Origin of the sequence: Thiocystis minor, from assembly GCF_016653465.1 — a bacterium.
GTDB classification, from domain to species: domain Bacteria; phylum Pseudomonadota; class Gammaproteobacteria; order Chromatiales; family Chromatiaceae; genus Chromatium; species Chromatium minus.
The window spans coordinates 1-16,535 of the sequence record NZ_NHSQ01000094.1 but is presented as its reverse complement, the minus strand read 5'-3'; the positions used below and the strand labels follow the sequence as shown (position 1 = coordinate 16,535).

Sequence of the window (16,535 nt, the reverse complement as noted above, 5' to 3'; positions counted from 1 at the left end):
ATCATCTTTGTCGAGACTGTCCGATGCCCGAGACCGAACGCCAGATGGATTGCCATTTTCCCGTGATCGCCGACTGGCGCGCCGGCGTCGGCGCGGCGGTCCTGATCCTCGGCGCGATGCTGACCGCGCCCGCCGGCTGGGCGCAGGACAGCAATTACAGTTCCCGCAACCCCAACCGGACCAATCCGACCGTCATCCTGGAAAGCGAGATGTCGAACATTCGCACCTCGAACGCCCAGCTCGGCGCGCGTATCCAGACGGCGATGGAAAAACTCGATGAAGTCGCCCGGCTGACCTCCGAGGACGAGAAAGAGGTCCAGGTCGACAACCTCTTTTTCAACCTGCGCGACGAGGTCTATGGCGTCCTGAACAAACTGGATCTCAACAGCGATTTCGCCGATGCGCTCAATCGGGCCAAGGAGGGGACCATCGTGCTGAAAAGCTGGTACGAGCGTCAGCCACCGGATTATCCCAACCGCGAGCAGAGCATCGCCCAGCTCGAACGGGCGATCCAGGAATACGACATCGTCGACGAGCGACTCAATCAGAGCCGGACCCTCGCCCAGGAAAAGCTCTCGACCATCATGCGGCAGCATCGCGTCATCTTGCAGGAGATGAAGATCGGTAAGGTACTGGAGGCCATCGACGCCGCGCGCTCCGTGGTCGAGGGGCTGAACGACATCACGACCGCCATGACCATTGTTGAGGAGAAGACCGAGAAAAGCCTGCAAAACTCGGTGCCGATTTCCAACTAAATTAAACCGCGTCTGGTGGGTTATGGGTGGTTGGTGCATTGGGGTGGGCTCTCCAGCATTTCCAGGCGTTGGAGTTGACGCGCTTTAAATGATTAAAAATCAAATGCTTGATTGGCAACGAGTCAAAATGACTTAAACAACGAATACAATCGTTGTCGTTGTCGGCATTTAATTGATTTCGGATCGTTTCGATGCTGACAAAGCTCAGACAGCGACACCCTGAGGTGCGGAAAAATCCTGATCGCCAGGATCACTTTCGACAACGACAACGACAACGACAACGACAGCAATGGTGCCAAAGGTCGTCGCTAATGGACTTGTTTCGCTGATTTGTGAACCGTTCCTGACTCAAAAGAGGATGCCATGAAAAAAACCACGCTTCTGCTTGCTGGATTCTTCTCGCTGACGGCGGGAGTCGCCTTCGCCCAATCGGCCACGCCGCCTGACATGGCGAACCTGTTTCAGAAGGTCAACGAGGTCGCCCAACAGCTTCAGGCGAACCTGGGCGATCTGGAGGCCAATATCCAGGCCAGCCGCGACTCGATCGAAAAGGGCGGCGAGGTGCTCGACGAGATGCTGGCTGCGGTGACGAAGGTGCATGAGAGCATGGCGGAGGAAAGCGAGATCTGGCAGGAACTCGACGCCTTGCTGGCGCTCTGGGAGCAGCGCCGCCAGGAGACGCTGAAGAAGTCCGAGGCGAATCCGGCGTTTCTGCCGGTCGCTCAATCCTGGCAGGCGAAGCTCGATACCGGCCGCGAGTTGCGCAACCAGATCAGTACGGAACGGGCCAATTCGGTCGCCTTGATGCGCTCCATCGAGTCCGACCGCGACATCGTGCTCGCCTATTACGAACTGGGTCAGGCCGATAAGGCGATCGAGGGTCTGAAAAAGGTCGGCGCCAATCTGACCAACCTCAATACCAACATGCAGGCTATCGTCAAGACGGCGAACGAGGCGCAGCAGACGCCGATTTCGCAATGAGCCACGCCGCCGGGCATGCGCGCCTGGCGTTGCTGCTGGCGGCGTCCTTCGTGTCCACCGTTGGCGCGGTTGAGCCGCTGGCGTCCCACGCTCCAATGGGCGCGCCGACGACCGAACAGGCCGTTGTCGCGGATTCTTTACAGGCGGTGCGGCAACTCCTGACCACGCTGGATCAACTGGAAACCAATCTTGCCGGCGTGGCCCAGCGCGCGCTCGATCAGGCCGATGCGGCACCGACCCTGGACGAGCGTCGCCGTTACGAACGGCTCTACAGCGAAACCAGCCTCCGTCTCGGCGAACTGAAGGCGACGCGCGCCGACCTCCAGCGTCAGCTTGATCGCCTGGACCCTCAACCGGACACCCCCGCCGGTGAGCGATAACCCACTGTCGCCGAATCCCGACCGTCTCGACGGTCTGTTCTCGGAGCGCCAGATCGTGCTGCCGCTGACGGTGGCCGCCCTCCTCACGTTGGCGCTGTCACTGACCTTCCTGCGCTTTCAGGATCCGGCCAGCCTGCCGCTGGGTCTGAGCCGCTATCTCGGTCCGGGCTACTGTCAGTTCATGATCGCGATCTTCGTCATCGCCCTGCTCTATGCCGCGCTTCAGTATCTGGGACTGCAAGGCGAGCGTCATCGTCTGCGCCAGCGCTTTGATCCGCGGGCCGCGCGGCGGAACTCGCGTCTCCGGGATTGGATCCTCTATCTCTCCGGGCGCGGCCCCCAGGACGACGATCTCCCCGCCGCGCTGCAAGACGGGTCCGGCAAGACGCGGCGGCGGGAGGATCTGCTGCATCTGCGCGACGATCTCCTGCTGTTACGCAGCCAACAGCATCAGCACAACTTCGCGCCCATCGGCTTTGCGATCTGGGTGCTCCCGCTGCTGGGCTTCATCGGCACCGTGATCGGCATCACCCAGGCCATCGGCGGGTTGGAAGATTCGGTCGATCCGAGCACGGGCGGCAGCGGTCTCGGCGGCGTGCTGGGCGGACTCGCGTTCGCCTTCGACACCACCTTCATCGGTCTGGTGCTGGTGATTCCGACCATGCTGTCGCTCCTGATCCTGCGCGCACGGGCGCAGAAGCTGGATATGGTCTATTACCGGATCCTGCTCGACCGGTTGTTTTGCGACCCCGCTGACTGATGCGCCGCCGTCCACTCGACACGCCGATCATGGAACTGAATCTGCTGCCGTTTCTCGATCTGGTGTTTGCCTTCATCGGGATTCTGATCGTCATCTTCGCCCTGCAGCAGGCCGTCGAGCCGGATGCCGGACGCGCGCTGGCGATCGACGATCTGGTGATCTGCGTCGCCGAGGGTGACGTGACGCTCTACGCCGGCTCGACCGCCGCGCCGGTCCAGTATCGCGAAGCGCAGTTTCCGGCCCTGTTCGAGACGCTGGCCGAATCGCGCGCGGGCGTGCGCAATCTGGTCTTTGCGCTGACCGACGCCTGTTTCGCGACCCGTCGCAAGTTCGAGGACGAATTCGCCCGTTTCACCAGCCTGCTCCAGGATCGGGGCGAGCCGCGCGGGGTGTTCCGACTGGCGTTTCGACCGCTGTCGTCCTCGCCCGACGCGCTCGCCCGGCTGCTGGCCGACTGGCGGGAGGAGGGCACCGCGCATGGACAGTGAAAGCCCGGCCCAGGGTGCCTTTCTGGACATCGCCACCAATCTCCTGGCGATCATCCTGATCGTGACGCTCTTTTCGCTGGTCGCGGCGCGGCGCGACACCCAAACGTCCAGCCATCCCGCCGCGCGCCCGACCTCCGCCGAGCGTTTCGTGGAGCCCCAGCGCGATCTCTTTCCGCCCTTTTCCCGCTTTTACTTTGTGCTGGCCGGGCGGGTGGCGCGCTGGGATCAGGAGGCCGTGGTCGCGGCACTGTCGGCGGCGCCGGATGCCAATTCCGGAACCACCGCGCAGGGTCGCTACGAGTGGCTGCCCGAGCCGTTGGTGACCCGCGACCTCGATACCTTCCAGATCCGTTTCTGGCTCGACGCCCAGGCGGTCCTGACTCAGGAGCCACCCTGGTCGGAGATCGCGACGGAGCGTCTGCTCGCCGACCTGAGCGCGGCCTTTGCCACGACGCGCACGGCGCCGGTCTTCATCGTCCATCCCGCCGGCATGGAGACCTTCGTTCCGCTCTACGAGCGGTTGCAGGCGGCGGGTCTGCGCTTTCGCTGGTTCGCCCAACGGCCCGACGAGCCGCTGCTGCTGGGTCGGCATCCGGCACAGTTCACCGATCATGCCATCTATTGGTAAGCCCTTCTCCGCTGCGCCCATCCCGGCGCCGCGCGACCCCCGGCGGCGGCTGTTCGCGGTGACGGCGATGCTGTTGGCGGCGCTCCTGCCGGTCGGTCTCTGGGGGCTGACCGTTCGCCTGTCGGAGCCGCAGACCGGCGGCGCGGGCGATGGTCAGGAAGCCGCGGCGCTCGCTCAATGGCAGGCGCTCTGGTCGGATCTGGACGCGCGGGGCGAGGCCGCCCTGCAACCCGACGCGCCAGACAGCTCGCTGCGTGCGGCGGGGGATACCGCGTTTATGCGCTATCGCAATCTGTGGGGCCGGGTGGACGAATCGGCGCGTCGGGCGTTCCAGATGGCCGCCTTGAGCGGCGATCCGCGGCACAAGCTCGCCCTGCTGCAACCCCTGACGACCGCCGCCGATGCCCGGACGCGCTTCCGCGCATGGCTGGAGATGGCACGCGTGCAACTGCGGCTGCGCGACTTGGAGCTGGCGCGCGAGGCGGCTCGGGCGGCGTTGGCGGTCGCGGACGTGCCCGAGCGGATCCGGTCCGACGCGCATTTCGTGCTGGGTGCGATCGCCTGGGAGTCCGGTTCGCTGGACCGGGCCGAATCGGCGCTGACGCGGGCCATCGCTGCCGATCCCGGTTTCTGGGATGCGCGTCAGATGCGCATGCGGGTGCTGGGACGCCAGCTTGCCCGACCCCGTCAGGGCGTCGCCGACTGTCTGGACCGTACCCGCCAGTTGATCCTGGATCTCGGCGCGCTGCCCGCCCTAGCGCAGGACCGGACCCAGTTCCGCGACATCGCCGATCGCTTCGCGGTCCAGGGTGCGCCGGCGAATGTCGCCTTTGCCCTGCTCGCCGGGTTGGGGTATCGCTGGTCCGGCGATCCGGAACGTGCGCGCGCGGCGCTGACGAGCGCCGAGGGTCAGCGCGGCCAGTTGCCCGCCGCGTGCGAGGCGCTGATCCTGGAGAAGGCGCGGGAATGGTTGGGCGAACGCGGATGATCCTGAAAAGTGCAGTTGAACCATGACAACCCTTATCGTGCTTCTGCTGTGGTCGGCGCTCTTCGGTTTGGCGGCCTGGAGCCCGGACCTGACCCGTCGCTGGGGCGCTTGGCTGGTGCTGGCCGCGGTCGCGATGGCGCTGGGGCTGTCGCCCTTCTGGCGGGATGTGGCGCGGAGTGTTTTGACTGGACGCGATTGGCCGCTGGCTGGCCCCGAAACCGCCTTCCTGAGCGTCTGGATGCTGGTGCTATTGCCGGTTCTGCAACGGCGTCTCGACGCTGGCATGCTCGGCGCGACGCTCTTATCCGGCTTGGCGGCCGCCGCCGCGCTGGGCACGGCGCTGGACATCAGTCATTTGGCACTGGCGCTCTTCGACGCCGAATCCTGGTCCGGCCCCGGCGCGACGGCGCTCGTGTTCGCCAATGTCGTCATCCTCTCTCTGGCCGGTTGTGTGCTCTGCCTGCTGGCCAGGCCCGAGCCTTTCCCCTGGGATTATCCGGCCTGGTATGCGGGTCTGCTGACGATGACGCAGGCGGCGGAGCCATTGCCCATCGGGATCGCGTTCGACGCCGGACAGGGCGTCTGGGCGCTGGGCGGCGCCTTGGCGATTACCACGCTGGTCTGGCGTTATGGGCGCTTGCCGTCCGCCGCATAGGTAAAGGCGTCGGAGAACATCTGGTCCATGCCGAGTCCGCGCGCCGCGAAGGCGGCGCGTCCGGCCTCGACCATGACCGGCGGGCCGCTCAGGTAGACATCGAAGCGATCCAGATCGGGATGATCGGCGAACACCGCCTCATGCACGAAGCCGGTGCGCCCTGTCCAATCCGGGTCCGGTTCGGACAGCACCGGGGTAAAGCGGAAGTCTGGATGCTGCCGAGTCCAGATCACGGGCAGTTCGGCCAGATAGAGATCGCGCCGCGAGCGCACGCCCCAGTAGAGCCGGAGCGGACGCTGGATGCCGACATGGAGCGCATGCTCGATCATCCCCTTCAGTGGCGCGAAACCGGTGCCGCCGCCGATCAGGAGCATGGGCCGCGCCGACTCCTCGCGCAGCACGAAGCTCCCGAGCGGTCCCTGAATGCGCAGGATGGCCTTCTCACGCAGGCCATCGAAGACGAAATCGGTGAACTCGCCGCCTGGCACCTGGCGCACATGGAGTTCGATGAATTCATCGTCGTGCGGCGCGTTGGCGATGGAAAAGGCGCGTCGGCGCCCGTCGCTCAGGACGAACTCCAGATACTGGCCGGCCATGAAGGGCAACCGCTGCTGCTCGGGGAGTTTCAGAAACAGCCGCGTGACATCGTGGCTGAGACGTTCCAGACGGTCCACGCGGCAGGGCAGGGTGCGGACCTCGATCATGGCGGCGGTCCGGATCCGCGTGACCGCCAGGCGCAAATCCGACTCGGCCACTGCCTGGCAGGTGAGACAGGTACCCGCCGGCTTGCCTTCCAGCCCCTCGATCTGGCCGCTGGGATAGCGGATCGAGCCGGCCAGAAGCTGGGCCGCGCAGGATCCGCATTGCCCGTTGCGACAACCATAGGGCAGGCCGACCCCCTGGCGCAGCGCGGCGGACAGCAGCGTTTCGCCCGGATCGGCCTCGAAGGTCCGGTCGTCTGATTCGATCTGAATTTTGAATCTCATTGCGTCTCTTGCAATCCTGGTGGAAGACCCCCGATATACCCAATCGAATCGGTGGTTGTTCGGCAAGCCGGTTGCGCAGGGCGTGCGTTGGTGGCGTAAAACGTGGTTCGGTCGGGACGCTTCTCCACTGGTTTGCCCGATGGATTTTGATGGCGGATTGACTCTATGGCACAAACAATCATCGTCGGTTGTGGATATGTGGGTACGCGTCTGGCTCGACAATGCCTGGACCGGGGCGCAAGCGTCATTGGATTGACGCGCGGCGAGGCGGGTCTGGCAAGACTTGCCGCGGCGGGCGTTCCCGCTCGGCGTTATGATCTGATCAAGGATGACTTGAACGAACTCGGGCTTGCCATGGCGGGCGCTGAACTCTTCCATCTGGCCCCGCCACCGGAGCAGGGCGTGGAGGATCCGCGAACCCGTCGTTTGATCGCGTCGTTCGAGCAGGCCGGCCAGCCGCGGCGCATCGTTTATATCAGCACCACCGGCGTTTACGGCGACTGTCAGGGCGGCTGGGTCGATGAGACGCGTCCCGCCCAACCGACGGCGGATCGCTCGCGCCGACGCTGGGATGCCGAGCAGTCATTGCGCGCCTGGAGCCAGACCACCGACGGCGAATTGGTCATCCTGCGGGTGGCCGGTATCTATGGACCGGACCGGCTGCCGCTGGAGCGCATCCGCCAGGGCGTGCCACTGGTCCGGGTCGAGGAAGCGCCCTATACCAACCGGATTCATGTCGAGGATCTGGTGAGCGTGTGTCTCGCGGCGATGGAAAAGGGCGCCGATGGCGCTGTCTATAATGCCTGTGACGGCGCACCGAGCACCATGACCGACTATTTTCTCGCGGTGGCCGATGCCGCGGGCGTGGCGCGTCCGCCGTGTCTTTCCTTGGCCGAGGCATCCGAACGGCTCTCGGCCGGGATGCTGTCGTACCTGGCCGAATCGCGACGTCTCTCCAATCGCAAACTGCGCGAGGAACTGGGCGTCGAGTTTCGTTATCCCACCCTCGCAGACGGTCTGCGAGGGGTATTTTAAGATGTTCTGTTTGCAAAACCCTTGACGGTTTAAACACAAAAGGAACCAATCACCATGAGCGTTCTCCGTCTCCCCGCGATGTCACTGACCGCGTTTTTAGCCGCTTCCGTCTATGCGCTTCCCGCAAGCGCCTTGCAGGAATCCAACTTCAATTACGAGACCACCGAAGACCTCTATCAGGTTTGTTCGGTGGACCCGAAGGATGAGTCTTCCCTGCCAGCCGTCTATGCCTGCCGCGCCTTTCTCGAGGCGACGGTGCAGTATCACGATGCGATCGCGGGTCGCAAATCCATGAAACGGCTGATTTGTTATCCCAAGGGCGCGACTATCGAGGGCGCGCGCACGATCTTCGTCGACTGGGCGCGCGCGAATGCCGCCAACGCCCAGCGCATGCAGGAGATGCCAGTGGTGGGACTGGTCCGGGCCTTGGCCGAGAAGCATCCCTGCAAATAAGCGCCATCGTCGCGACCCTGGAACCGCTTCACCCGAAATCGAGTCACTTTAAGGTAGAGAGAAACAAGTCATGACCAGCAAGACCATCGCCATTCCCCTGCTCGTCGCGGCCTTCGCCCTGACGATTGTCGGCTGCGGCAGCACCTCGCGTTCGCGCACCGCGAGCGGCACGGGCATTGGCGCCGCCTCGGGCGCCATTATCGGTTCATTCAGCGGCAACGCCGGCTCCGGCGCGCTCATCGGCGCCGGCGTGGGCGCCTTGGGTGGAATGCTTTTCGATGAGCACCAGCGCGGCAGCTTCGACTGAGTTGTCCGCTCGCAACTCCTGGTCCTCCAGGAGTTGCCCGCCCTCGCCATCCGTTCTCAATCGCCGATTGGAATTCAGCACACCGAGCTTCGCCGCGTGACCAAGGTTTTTTTCTCCAAGTCCGTTGACGCACTGCATTTGATCCACTAGCTTTCCATCAGTCCCAATCGCGGCGATTGCCATCGTTTCTGCATTGTCGAAGTCTGTCACCAGTTCCATTGTCACGGGTTTCGTCTTTATCCTGTGTTTGGCGGTGGTCAGAGCGCGAACGTGATTTATCCAGCCGCGAGCCCGTCTCGGGGTTTAGTCGTTCGCTGTCGAGTTGGCTTGTGTGTTGGCCCCCCGGCAGTATTCGTCCGATCAACGCACGCGAGCACGAGAAACAGCGATGAGGATCTACGTAGGCAATTTACCCTATAGCGTGGCCGACGATGACTTGCGGGACATTTTCGGAGAGTATGGCGAGCTGGCGGCCGCAGAGGTGATCAAGGATAAATTTTCCGGTCAATCCAAGGGCTTCGGTTTCGTGGAGATGCCCAACAATGCCGAGGCCAATGCCGCGATCAAGGCGCTGAATGAAACCGACATGAAAGGCCGCAAGCTGACTGTCAACGAAGCGCGTCCGCGGGCCGAACGTCCGCGCGGCGGCGGAGGCGGGCGCTATTGAGGTTCGGTTGGTTTTATCCGTTATTCAGCGGGATGCCTAGCGCATCCCAGATCCGATCGACCCGCTCCCGCACGGCATCGTCCATGCGAATTGGCTGACCCCATTCGCGGGTCGTCTCGCCCGGCCACTTGTTGGTGGCGTCAAAACCGATCTTCGAGCCCAGCCCCGACACCGGCGAGGCGAAATCCAGATAGTCGATCGGGGTGTTCTCCACCGTCACCGTGTCGCGCGCCGGGTCCATGCGCGTGGTCATGGCCCAGATCACGTCCTTCCAGTCGCGCGCGCAGATATCCTCGTCCACCACGATGACAAATTTGGTGTACATGAACTGACGCAGAAAGGACCAGACGCCCATCATCACCCGCTTGGCGTGCCCCGGATATTGCTTACGGATGCTGACCACGGCGAGCCGGTAGGAGCAGCCTTCCGGCGGCAGATAGAAATCCTGTATCTCGGGAAACTGCTTTTGCAGGATGGGGACGAAGACCTCGTTCAGGGCGACGCCGAGAATCGCCGGTTCGTCCGGTGGGCGCCCGGTATAGGTGCTGTGATAGATGGGGTTCTGGCGCTGGGTGATGCGCTCGATGGTGAAAACCGGGAATTGATCGACCTCGTTGTAATAGCCGGTATGGTCGCCAAACGGACCCTCGGGCGCCCGATCATCGGGATGAATATGGCCCTCCAGGACGATTTCGGCGCTGGCCGGAACCTGGAGATCCGATTCCTGACCATTGGCCAGCTCGGTGCGGCTGCCGCGCAGCAGACCGGCGAAGGCGTATTCCGACAGCGTATCCGGGATGGGCGTGACCGCCCCGAGGATGGTCGCCGGATCGGCGCCCAAGGCGACCGCCACAGGGAAGGGCTGGCCGGGATGGGCGCGCTGCCAGTCTCGGAAGTCGAGCGCGCCGCCGCGATGCGAGAGCCAGCGCATGATGACCCGGTTGCGACCGATCACCTGCATCCGGTAGATCCCGAGATTCTGTCGCGGCTTTTCCGGGCCACGGGTGACGACCAGGCCCCAGGTGATCAGCCGCCCGACGTCACCCGGCCAGCAGTGCTGGATGGGCAGGCGGTCCAGATCGACCGCATTTCCGGTGAAATTGACCTCCTGACAAGGCGCGTTGCGCCGCACCTTGGGGGCCATATCCAGCACCTTCTTGAAGATCGGCAGGGTCCGCCAGGCTTCTTTCATGCCCTTGGGCGGGTCTGGCTCCTTCAGAAAGGCCAGCAGTTTGCCGACCTCGCGCAATGCCTCCACCGATTCCTCGCCCATGCCGAGCGCAACCCGTTTGGGCGTGCCGAAGAGATTACCCAGCAGCGGGATTTTTGATCCTTTCGGTCGTTCGAACAGCAGCGCCGGGCCGCCCGCGCGGAGAGTGCGGTCACAGATTTCGGTGATTTCCAGGTAGGGATCGACCTCGATGCGGACGCGTTGGAGTTCGCCGCGTTGTTCGAGTTGGTCGATAAAGTCGCGCAGGTCTTTATACTTCATTTTTAATGTGCGATGCCCATTGGCGCGCACTTCAACTCCGGGCACGCCTGTACGAGTTGGTCGAAATCCCGATCATGGTTGACCAGCAGCAGATCGTGTTCGATGGCGATCTGGGCAATCAAACAATCCAGGGTCGAGCGCACCGTGATTCCGCGCTCCCGGCAGCGCCGATAGAGTGCCGCTGCCGCGGCGTGGGTGATGACCGGGTCGCGTGGGTGATAAAAGGGCAAGGCGCCAAGCATGGATTTGAAAAAGCGGGCCGGCGCATTATCGACCTGCCGCAGGCTGTCGATCCATACCGAGGTATCGATCAGATACACCTCAGTGGTGCTCGCGGCGCAGCGCTTTGTAGTCGTAATCGGGGTCGATCTCCACGGTGCCGAAAAGACTGGAGAGATCCGAGCGGCGGCGTGCGGCAATGAACTCGCGTAACGCAAGATCCAGCAACCCGCGCTTGCTTGTGACCTCGACGTACCGCATGGCCTCTTCGACCAGGGCGTCATCCAGCACGATATGGGTGTGCATCGTATGTTCTTTCGCTTGAGTCATGGAAAGCCGCAAGTTTAGCGTGTCGGCATCGCTCAGGCACGCCGCACCTGTGCTCGAATTTGGCGATTTTGAATCCTGAAAGATCCTGACCATTTGAAGCACAGACTATCGGGCCGCATGGTCGAACGCCGCCGCTCAGGCCGCAATCCCCGAATGCCGCAGCAGCGCATCGGTATTCGGCTCTCGTCCGCGAAAGTTGACATAGAGCACCATGGCATCTTCCGAACCGCCCTTTTCCAGAATGTTTTCGCGGAAGGAACGCCCGGTCTCGGGATCGAACACGCCCTTTTCCTCGAACAGCGAGAAGGCGTCCGCCGACAGCACCTCGGCCCATTTATAACTGTAATAGCCGGCCGCGTAACCGCCCGCGAAGATGTGCGAAAAACCGTGGGCGAAGCGATTGAAGGCAGGCGGTCGAATGACGGCGACCTGGTCGCGCACCTGCTCGATGATCTCGGCAATCCGTCCGCCTTGGGCGGGGTCGTATTCCAGATGAACGCGGAAGTCGAACAGCGCGAACTCCAACTGACGCACCATCTGCATAGCCGACTGGAAATTCTTCGCGGCGATCATGCGACCGTAGAGATCCGCCGGGAGCGGCTCGCCGGTCTCCCAATGGGCCGCGAACAGGGCGAGCGACTCGCGCTCCCAGCACCAGTTTTCCAGAAACTGACTCGGCAGTTCCACCGCGTCCCAGGGAACCCCATTGATCCCGGCGACGCCCGGATAATCGATCTTGGTCAGCAGATGATGCAGCCCGTGACCGAACTCGTGGAAGAGTGTCGTGACTTCCTGATGGGTCAGCAGCGAGGGCTGGTCGCCGACCGGTGGGGTGAAGTTGCAGACCAGATAGGCGACCGGGAGCTGATCGCAGCAGGTGCTGTGCAGGCGGTTGGTGCAGACATCCATCCAGGCGCCGCCGCGTTTGTTCTGACGCGCAAAGGGATCGAGATAGAACTGACCGCGCAGCGCGCCGGATGCGCCGTCGCGGATCTCGAAAAAACGCACGTCGGGGTGATAGGTCTCGAAGCCCTCGACCTCCTGGATCTTCACCTCGAACAGGCGTTCGATGACGCCGAATAACCCGGTCAACACCCGCGAGACCGGGAAGTAGGGACGCAGTTCTTCCTGACTGATCTGGTAGCGATGGACGCGTAGCTTCTCCGCGTAATACCCGACATCCCAGGGTTCCAGTCCCGCGACGCCATGCTCCGCGCGGGCGAACGACTCCAGTTCGGCCAGTTCGCGGCGCGCCTGATCCACCGAGCGTTCGGCCAGATCGTTGAGGAAGGCGAGCACGTCCTCGGGCGAGCGCGCCATCTTGGTCGCCAGCGAGCGTTCGGCGTAATTCGCGAAACCGAGCAGTTGAGCGACCTCATGACGCAGCGCCAGGATGCGTTCCAGGTTCTCGCTGTTGTCCCACTGACCGGCGTGCGGTCCCTGATCCGAGGCGCGGGTGCTGAAGGCCCGGTACATCTCGAAGCGCAGATCGCGATCGTCCGCGTAGGTCATGACCGGGATGTAGGAGGGCATGTCGAGCGTGAACAGCCAGCCATCCTTGCTCTGCTGCTGGGCGTTCTGGCGGGCGAGACCCAAAGCCGATTCGGGCAGACCGGAGAGCAGCGCCGGATCCTCGATCAGCTTGCTCCAGGCATTGGTGGCATCGAGCACGTTCTCGGAAAACGTGCTGGTGAGCTGTGACATCTCCTGACTGATGGCCTTGTAGCGCGCTTTTTTGTCCGCGGGCAGGTCGACGCCGGAGAGATGAAAATCGCGTAGGGCGTTCTCCAGTAGCTTGCGTTGGGCCGGGTTCAGATGCTCTTGGGCCGCGACCGCCTGATAGGCTTTGAACAGATCCTCGTTCTGGCCGACCTCGGTGCCATAGTCGCTGAGCTTGGGCAGGCAGGCGTTGTAGGCCGCGCGCAGTTCGTCGCTGTTGAGCACGCCGTTGAGATGACCGACCGGCGACCAGGTCCGGTTCAGGAGGTCGTCGGTTTCATCCAGCGGCTCGACGAAATTCTCCCAGGTCGGCACCGCGACCTCGCGGGTCAAATGCTCGATCCGATCCCGGCAGGTCGCCAACCGCGCATCGATGGCGGGTTCGACATGCTCGGGGCGAATTTGGGAAAAGGCCGGGAGGCCGGGTTGGTCGATCAGTGGGTTTGACATGGGCTCATCATCGGTGGTCGGTGGATTGAATCGGGGCTCGGCGCCAATCGAAAGAGTGCGGGGTCATTGGTCAATCTTCAACTGTGGAGCGCGCGCGGTCAGTCGGCCTGAAAACCGGTGAGTTCTCGCGATGCGGAGTGACCGGTCAGCGAGCGGATCATGTCCTTCTTGAGTCTTGGCTTGAACCCGCGCGGCACACAGAAATGAAAGCCCCAGAGTTCGCGGCGAGAGCGTTCGGCGGCTCCCTCGTCGATGGGTTGCCAGTCGGCGCCGTCCAGAGGGCTGAATTGTCCTCCCGAGCCATAGGCGAAAATCTTGTACTGGCCATGCGGCGTGCAGCGAATTCCTTCATAGGAGAGATTGCGTCCTCCGTTCCGACTTTCGGCGACCAGGGTGTAACGCACCACCTGATCGGCGCCCACGCCAAGGTGCTTGCCGTCGATGAAATAACGGAAGCCGGCCGACGGCCCATCCAGCTCGAATTCGATCAGGTCCGCATCATGGGGCCAGGGCGGTAATGGTGTCGTCGCTTCCCGCCAGGCTTTGCCCGATTCCTCGTAGGCAGGTCCAGGCGGCTCAGGGTCCAAGACAAAGTTGTTTTCGGCCGCCCAACTCGGGCCGGCCAAAACCAGCAGCAAACAGATCGGCGCAACGGGGGGTTGTTTCATGGCGAGCATCGCAGACAGAGATTCGGTTGGTCGATCCTAATGTGATTGCCGCGAAATTTCATGCCAGAAATCCTTCACGGCAGCCGAGTGCTTCATCGGATGACGCTCCCTCATGCCCGCACCACCTGAATGCAGCGTCCCGCCGGACTGAGCATCTCGTGACTGCTGGTGCGCGCCTCGATCGGCGGCTGTCCGGCACGACGGTCGAAGATCACCAGCCAGCCACGATCCAGGCCCAGTCCGGCCAGATAGGTGTCGAGTTGGGTCAGCCCCTCGGTCAGCGGATCGGGGCGCCCGTCGCGCCACACCTTCAGCTCCAGTCCCAGGGTGACGGCGCCGTAACGCAGACAAAGATCCATGCGTCCGCGCCCGATGGCGTACTCGCGCTCCAGCCACCCACCGCCGTTGACCACCCGATGCAGAAAGGCCATGAGCACCAAATGCGGAGCGATTTCGTGGTAGGGCGCGCTGGCGAGCAGCGGCTCGCCATGTTGGCGCCAGAAGGCGAGAAAGGCGGCGAGCAGTCGGTCGGGGTTCAGGCTCCCGTCGGGGTTGAGCCAGGTCGGGCTGATCTGGGGGAGCGAGTCCTGCGGACCGCTGGCCAGAGCGCGCGGCAAGACTTCCCGATAAATCGGATTGGCGATCACAAGCCCGCCCGCGCCGTCGCGACGCAGCAGCCCCAGATCGACCAGATACTCCCGATCTTCCTCGAACGCCTCGCCCAGGGCGGTCCCGCCCAGCATCGGCTCGATGATCCGGCGCACCCGCGGCTCGCGCAGCTTGTGGGCGAGTTGATCGAGATGGGTGACGCGGTTGAGGATCAGAGTCTCCTTGGCCTGATCGATCAGGTTCACGCCGATGGGCCGCGCGCGGTCGCGCCCCTCGGGCTGCTCGAAACAGGCTTCGTAGGCCAGTGCATTGACCAGCCAAGGCTGGCCCTGGGTCAGCATCCAGACGCGCGCGAGCGCCTCGGGGGTAAACGCCTGCCCGGTCTCGGCGGTGTGCTCGTACAGCAGCGTCGCGACCTCCTCGGCGTCGAAATCGCCCAGCCGCAGCGACTTGGCCTTGATGTTGAAGGCGCTGCCGCCGGTGATCGGAGCCTGTTCCGAACTGGCGTGGATGCGATAGTCGCGCAGATCGCGCACGCCGCAGAGGATCAGGGTTTGCGGAAAGGCGTCGGGGCGTTGCGGATATCCCGCGCGCAACTGACGCAACAGCGAAATCAGGGTGTCGCCGACCAAGGCGTCGACCTCGTCGAGCAACAGCACCATGGGTTGCGGTATCCGTTGACACCAGTGCGCGAGAAACAGACTGACCGCCGAACCGTGCGGCGTCGTCGCCAGCACCTCCCGCGCCAGCGCGGGGGCATCGGTATCGCCGAGCCAGACCCGCGCCGAGGCGGCGATATCGGTCACGATCACCGCCATCGCCGCGTCGACGTTCTCCCGATACGCCTGTGCGCCTTCCAGATTGGCATAGACCGCGCGATACCGGCCTTCCCGGTTCAGGTATTCCATCAGCGCCAGCAGACAGGTCGTCTTGCCGGTCTGACGCGGGGCGTGGAGCAGGAAATACTTCTTTTGCGCGATCAGCGTCAGAATGCCGTCCAGATCCCAGCGCGACAGGGGCGGCAGCGAGTAATGGTCGTCCGCGCGATTCGGACCTTCGGTGTTAAAAAAGCGCATCCCCGGCTCCCCCTCGGGCAGTGACCAGATCCTGGGTTTGAATTTGGCATCGTTGAGAATGACCATGCGATGAAAACAGCATACCTGATCGCTGGGCGGCCGGTCGGTTCTCGACGACTGGCGATGACGATTCAGGAATCGCTCGCAGGCATCGATCATCAGCCGTGCCCGTGCCAGAAACAGCCATGGACCATGATCAGTGCCCGGCATCCGGGAAAGACGAGGTCGGGACGACCGGGCAGTTTGCGGTCATGGAGGCGGTAGCGGCCGCCTCGGGCGAAGAGGGCGAATCAGGAATTCCGGCTTGGTATCGTGCGACCGGCTGCGCGACATGCCGCACGCACTCTGTTCCGGCGTCAGCGCATCTCCGGATGGTTTCGGCTCCTCGGTCTCGCTCAGCCCTGCCCGAGCGCGGAGACCGCGACCAGAAACCGATTGATCCGCGCCAGTTCGCGCCGATGTCATTCCGAGGGTTTCCCGGTCTGAAAATCCGGCCCGAGCAGGCAGAACGGCAGCGCTTTGAACAGCGGCACATCGTCCCGGGAGGGCGACAGCCCGGCCGGAATGCTGTCCCGATGCAGCCGGTTCAGCAGCAAACAGCCGTTCTCCCGGTCACACGGAGCACCTTCCGCCGGTCGAAGGTCTCCCAGCGCAGGTCGATTGGCCGGTCAGGGACTCGACAAGCAGCCGACAGACTGCAACACCAGATTCGGCTTCACGACGTCATCGCGCACTGTAACCGTCTTATCGGCCGTGCGCTCGACGAGCGGAAGCTGCTCGACGCCTTCCGTGAATTGGTCGACTCGGGGGAATATGGATTCGCCTGGATCGGCTACGCGAGCAGCAAACGCGGCGCCTTTGTTCGACCTGTCGCCTGTGCCGGTCAATG

22 protein-coding genes are annotated in these 16,535 nt (G+C 63.4%); 12 read left to right on the top strand and 10 right to left on the bottom strand.

The features are described from left to right. Positions 1-23: 23 nt before the first annotated feature. The 8 genes from CCR95_RS14090 to CCR95_RS14055 all read left to right on the top strand — a co-directional run bounded on the left by CCR95_RS14090 (position 24) and on the right by CCR95_RS14055 (position 5,635). Positions 24-755: a hypothetical protein gene (locus tag CCR95_RS14090; RefSeq protein WP_201095479.1), complete on the top strand. Its 732-nt coding sequence runs from the start codon at positions 24-26 to the stop codon at positions 753-755. Positions 756-1,118: 363 nt separating this feature from the next. After that, positions 1,119-1,736 carry a hypothetical protein gene (locus CCR95_RS14085; protein ID WP_201095477.1) on the top strand — a complete coding sequence of 206 codons (618 nt, stop codon included), beginning with the start codon at positions 1,119-1,121 and terminating at the stop codon, positions 1,734-1,736. After that, the gene (locus tag CCR95_RS14080) at positions 1,733-2,116 is read left to right on the top strand and encodes a hypothetical protein (protein WP_201095475.1); all 384 of its coding nucleotides are present in this window, start codon (positions 1,733-1,735) and stop codon (positions 2,114-2,116) included. Before CCR95_RS14085 ends, CCR95_RS14080 begins: the two co-directional genes overlap by 4 nt. Further along, a complete protein-coding gene (locus CCR95_RS14075) occupies positions 2,106-2,876 on the top strand; it encodes a MotA/TolQ/ExbB proton channel family protein (protein WP_201095473.1) in 771 nt (256 codons plus the stop codon). The genes CCR95_RS14080 and CCR95_RS14075 overlap by 11 nt, the downstream gene beginning before the upstream one ends. A gap of 29 nt (positions 2,877-2,905) precedes the next feature. Further along, a complete protein-coding gene (locus CCR95_RS14070) occupies positions 2,906-3,364 on the top strand; it encodes a hypothetical protein (RefSeq protein ID WP_242523247.1) in 459 nt (152 codons plus the stop codon). Further along, positions 3,354-3,992: a hypothetical protein gene (locus CCR95_RS14065; protein ID WP_201095465.1), complete on the top strand. Its 639-nt coding sequence runs from the start codon at positions 3,354-3,356 to the stop codon at positions 3,990-3,992. The genes CCR95_RS14070 and CCR95_RS14065 overlap by 11 nt, the downstream gene beginning before the upstream one ends. After that, positions 3,976-4,980 carry a hypothetical protein gene (locus tag CCR95_RS14060; RefSeq protein WP_201095463.1) on the top strand — a complete coding sequence of 335 codons (1,005 nt, stop codon included), beginning with the start codon at positions 3,976-3,978 and terminating at the stop codon, positions 4,978-4,980. The genes CCR95_RS14065 and CCR95_RS14060 overlap by 17 nt, the downstream gene beginning before the upstream one ends. A 22-nt stretch (positions 4,981-5,002) precedes the next feature. After that, entirely contained in the window at positions 5,003-5,635 is a 633-nt protein-coding gene (locus tag CCR95_RS14055) for a hypothetical protein (RefSeq protein ID WP_201095461.1), read from the top strand. Here the strand turns inward: CCR95_RS14055 and CCR95_RS14050 are convergent. Further along, positions 5,608-6,621 carry a CDP-6-deoxy-delta-3,4-glucoseen reductase gene (locus tag CCR95_RS14050; RefSeq protein ID WP_201095459.1) on the bottom strand — a complete coding sequence of 338 codons (1,014 nt, stop codon included), beginning with the start codon at positions 6,619-6,621 and terminating at the stop codon, positions 5,608-5,610. The genes CCR95_RS14055 and CCR95_RS14050 overlap by 28 nt on opposite strands. A 165-nt stretch (positions 6,622-6,786) precedes the next feature. Here CCR95_RS14050 and CCR95_RS14045 point away from each other — a divergent pair, with 165 nt between their 5' ends. The 4 genes from CCR95_RS14045 (at position 6,787) to CCR95_RS14030 (ending at position 9,083) form a co-directional block, all read left to right on the top strand. Next, the gene (locus tag CCR95_RS14045) at positions 6,787-7,656 is read left to right on the top strand and encodes an SDR family oxidoreductase (RefSeq protein WP_201095457.1); all 870 of its coding nucleotides are present in this window, start codon (positions 6,787-6,789) and stop codon (positions 7,654-7,656) included. Between the two features lie 54 nt (positions 7,657-7,710). After that, a complete protein-coding gene (locus tag CCR95_RS14040; protein WP_201095455.1) occupies positions 7,711-8,109 on the top strand; it encodes a Rap1a/Tai family immunity protein in 399 nt (132 codons plus the stop codon). A gap of 70 nt (positions 8,110-8,179) precedes the next feature. Then, on the top strand, positions 8,180-8,416 hold the full coding sequence (locus CCR95_RS14035; protein WP_201095453.1) for a glycine zipper family protein: 237 nt from the start codon (positions 8,180-8,182) through the stop codon (positions 8,414-8,416). 388 nt (positions 8,417-8,804) lie between these two features. Next, entirely contained in the window at positions 8,805-9,083 is a 279-nt protein-coding gene (locus CCR95_RS14030; protein ID WP_201095451.1) for an RNA recognition motif domain-containing protein, read from the top strand. Between the two features lie 13 nt (positions 9,084-9,096). Here the strand turns inward: CCR95_RS14030 and ubiD are convergent, their stop codons facing one another. The 9 genes from ubiD to CCR95_RS24950 all read right to left on the bottom strand — a co-directional run. Beyond that, the gene (gene ubiD / locus CCR95_RS14025) at positions 9,097-10,575 is read right to left on the bottom strand and encodes a 4-hydroxy-3-polyprenylbenzoate decarboxylase (RefSeq protein WP_201095449.1); all 1,479 of its coding nucleotides are present in this window, start codon (positions 10,573-10,575) and stop codon (positions 9,097-9,099) included. Positions 10,576-10,577: 2 nt separating this feature from the next. Then, positions 10,578-10,895 (bottom strand): PIN domain-containing protein, encoded by a 318-nt coding sequence (locus CCR95_RS14020; protein WP_201095447.1) that lies wholly within the window; start codon positions 10,893-10,895, stop codon positions 10,578-10,580. Between the two features lies 1 nt (position 10,896). Further along, on the bottom strand, positions 10,897-11,100 hold the full coding sequence (locus CCR95_RS14015; protein ID WP_201095445.1) for a type II toxin-antitoxin system VapB family antitoxin: 204 nt from the start codon (positions 11,098-11,100) through the stop codon (positions 10,897-10,899). Positions 11,101-11,259: 159 nt separating this feature from the next. Continuing rightward, entirely contained in the window at positions 11,260-13,293 is a 2,034-nt protein-coding gene (gene prlC, locus CCR95_RS14010) for an oligopeptidase A (RefSeq protein WP_201095443.1), read from the bottom strand. Positions 13,294-13,391: 98 nt separating this feature from the next. Then, positions 13,392-13,961: a CNP1-like family protein gene (locus tag CCR95_RS14005; RefSeq protein ID WP_201095441.1), complete on the bottom strand. Its 570-nt coding sequence runs from the start codon at positions 13,959-13,961 to the stop codon at positions 13,392-13,394. A gap of 110 nt (positions 13,962-14,071) precedes the next feature. Next, positions 14,072-15,646: a P-loop NTPase family protein gene (locus CCR95_RS14000; protein ID WP_201095516.1), complete on the bottom strand. Its 1,575-nt coding sequence runs from the start codon at positions 15,644-15,646 to the stop codon at positions 14,072-14,074. A gap of 158 nt (positions 15,647-15,804) precedes the next feature. Beyond that, entirely contained in the window at positions 15,805-15,888 is an 84-nt protein-coding gene (locus CCR95_RS25365) for a hypothetical protein (RefSeq protein WP_242523248.1), read from the bottom strand. 219 nt (positions 15,889-16,107) lie between these two features. Next, entirely contained in the window at positions 16,108-16,242 is a 135-nt protein-coding gene (locus CCR95_RS25875; RefSeq protein WP_276570263.1) for a hypothetical protein, read from the bottom strand. A gap of 72 nt (positions 16,243-16,314) precedes the next feature. Further along, positions 16,315-16,535, bottom strand: a 221-nt coding sequence (locus CCR95_RS24950; RefSeq protein ID WP_207188629.1) for a hypothetical protein, incomplete at its 5' end; no start/stop codon positions are given.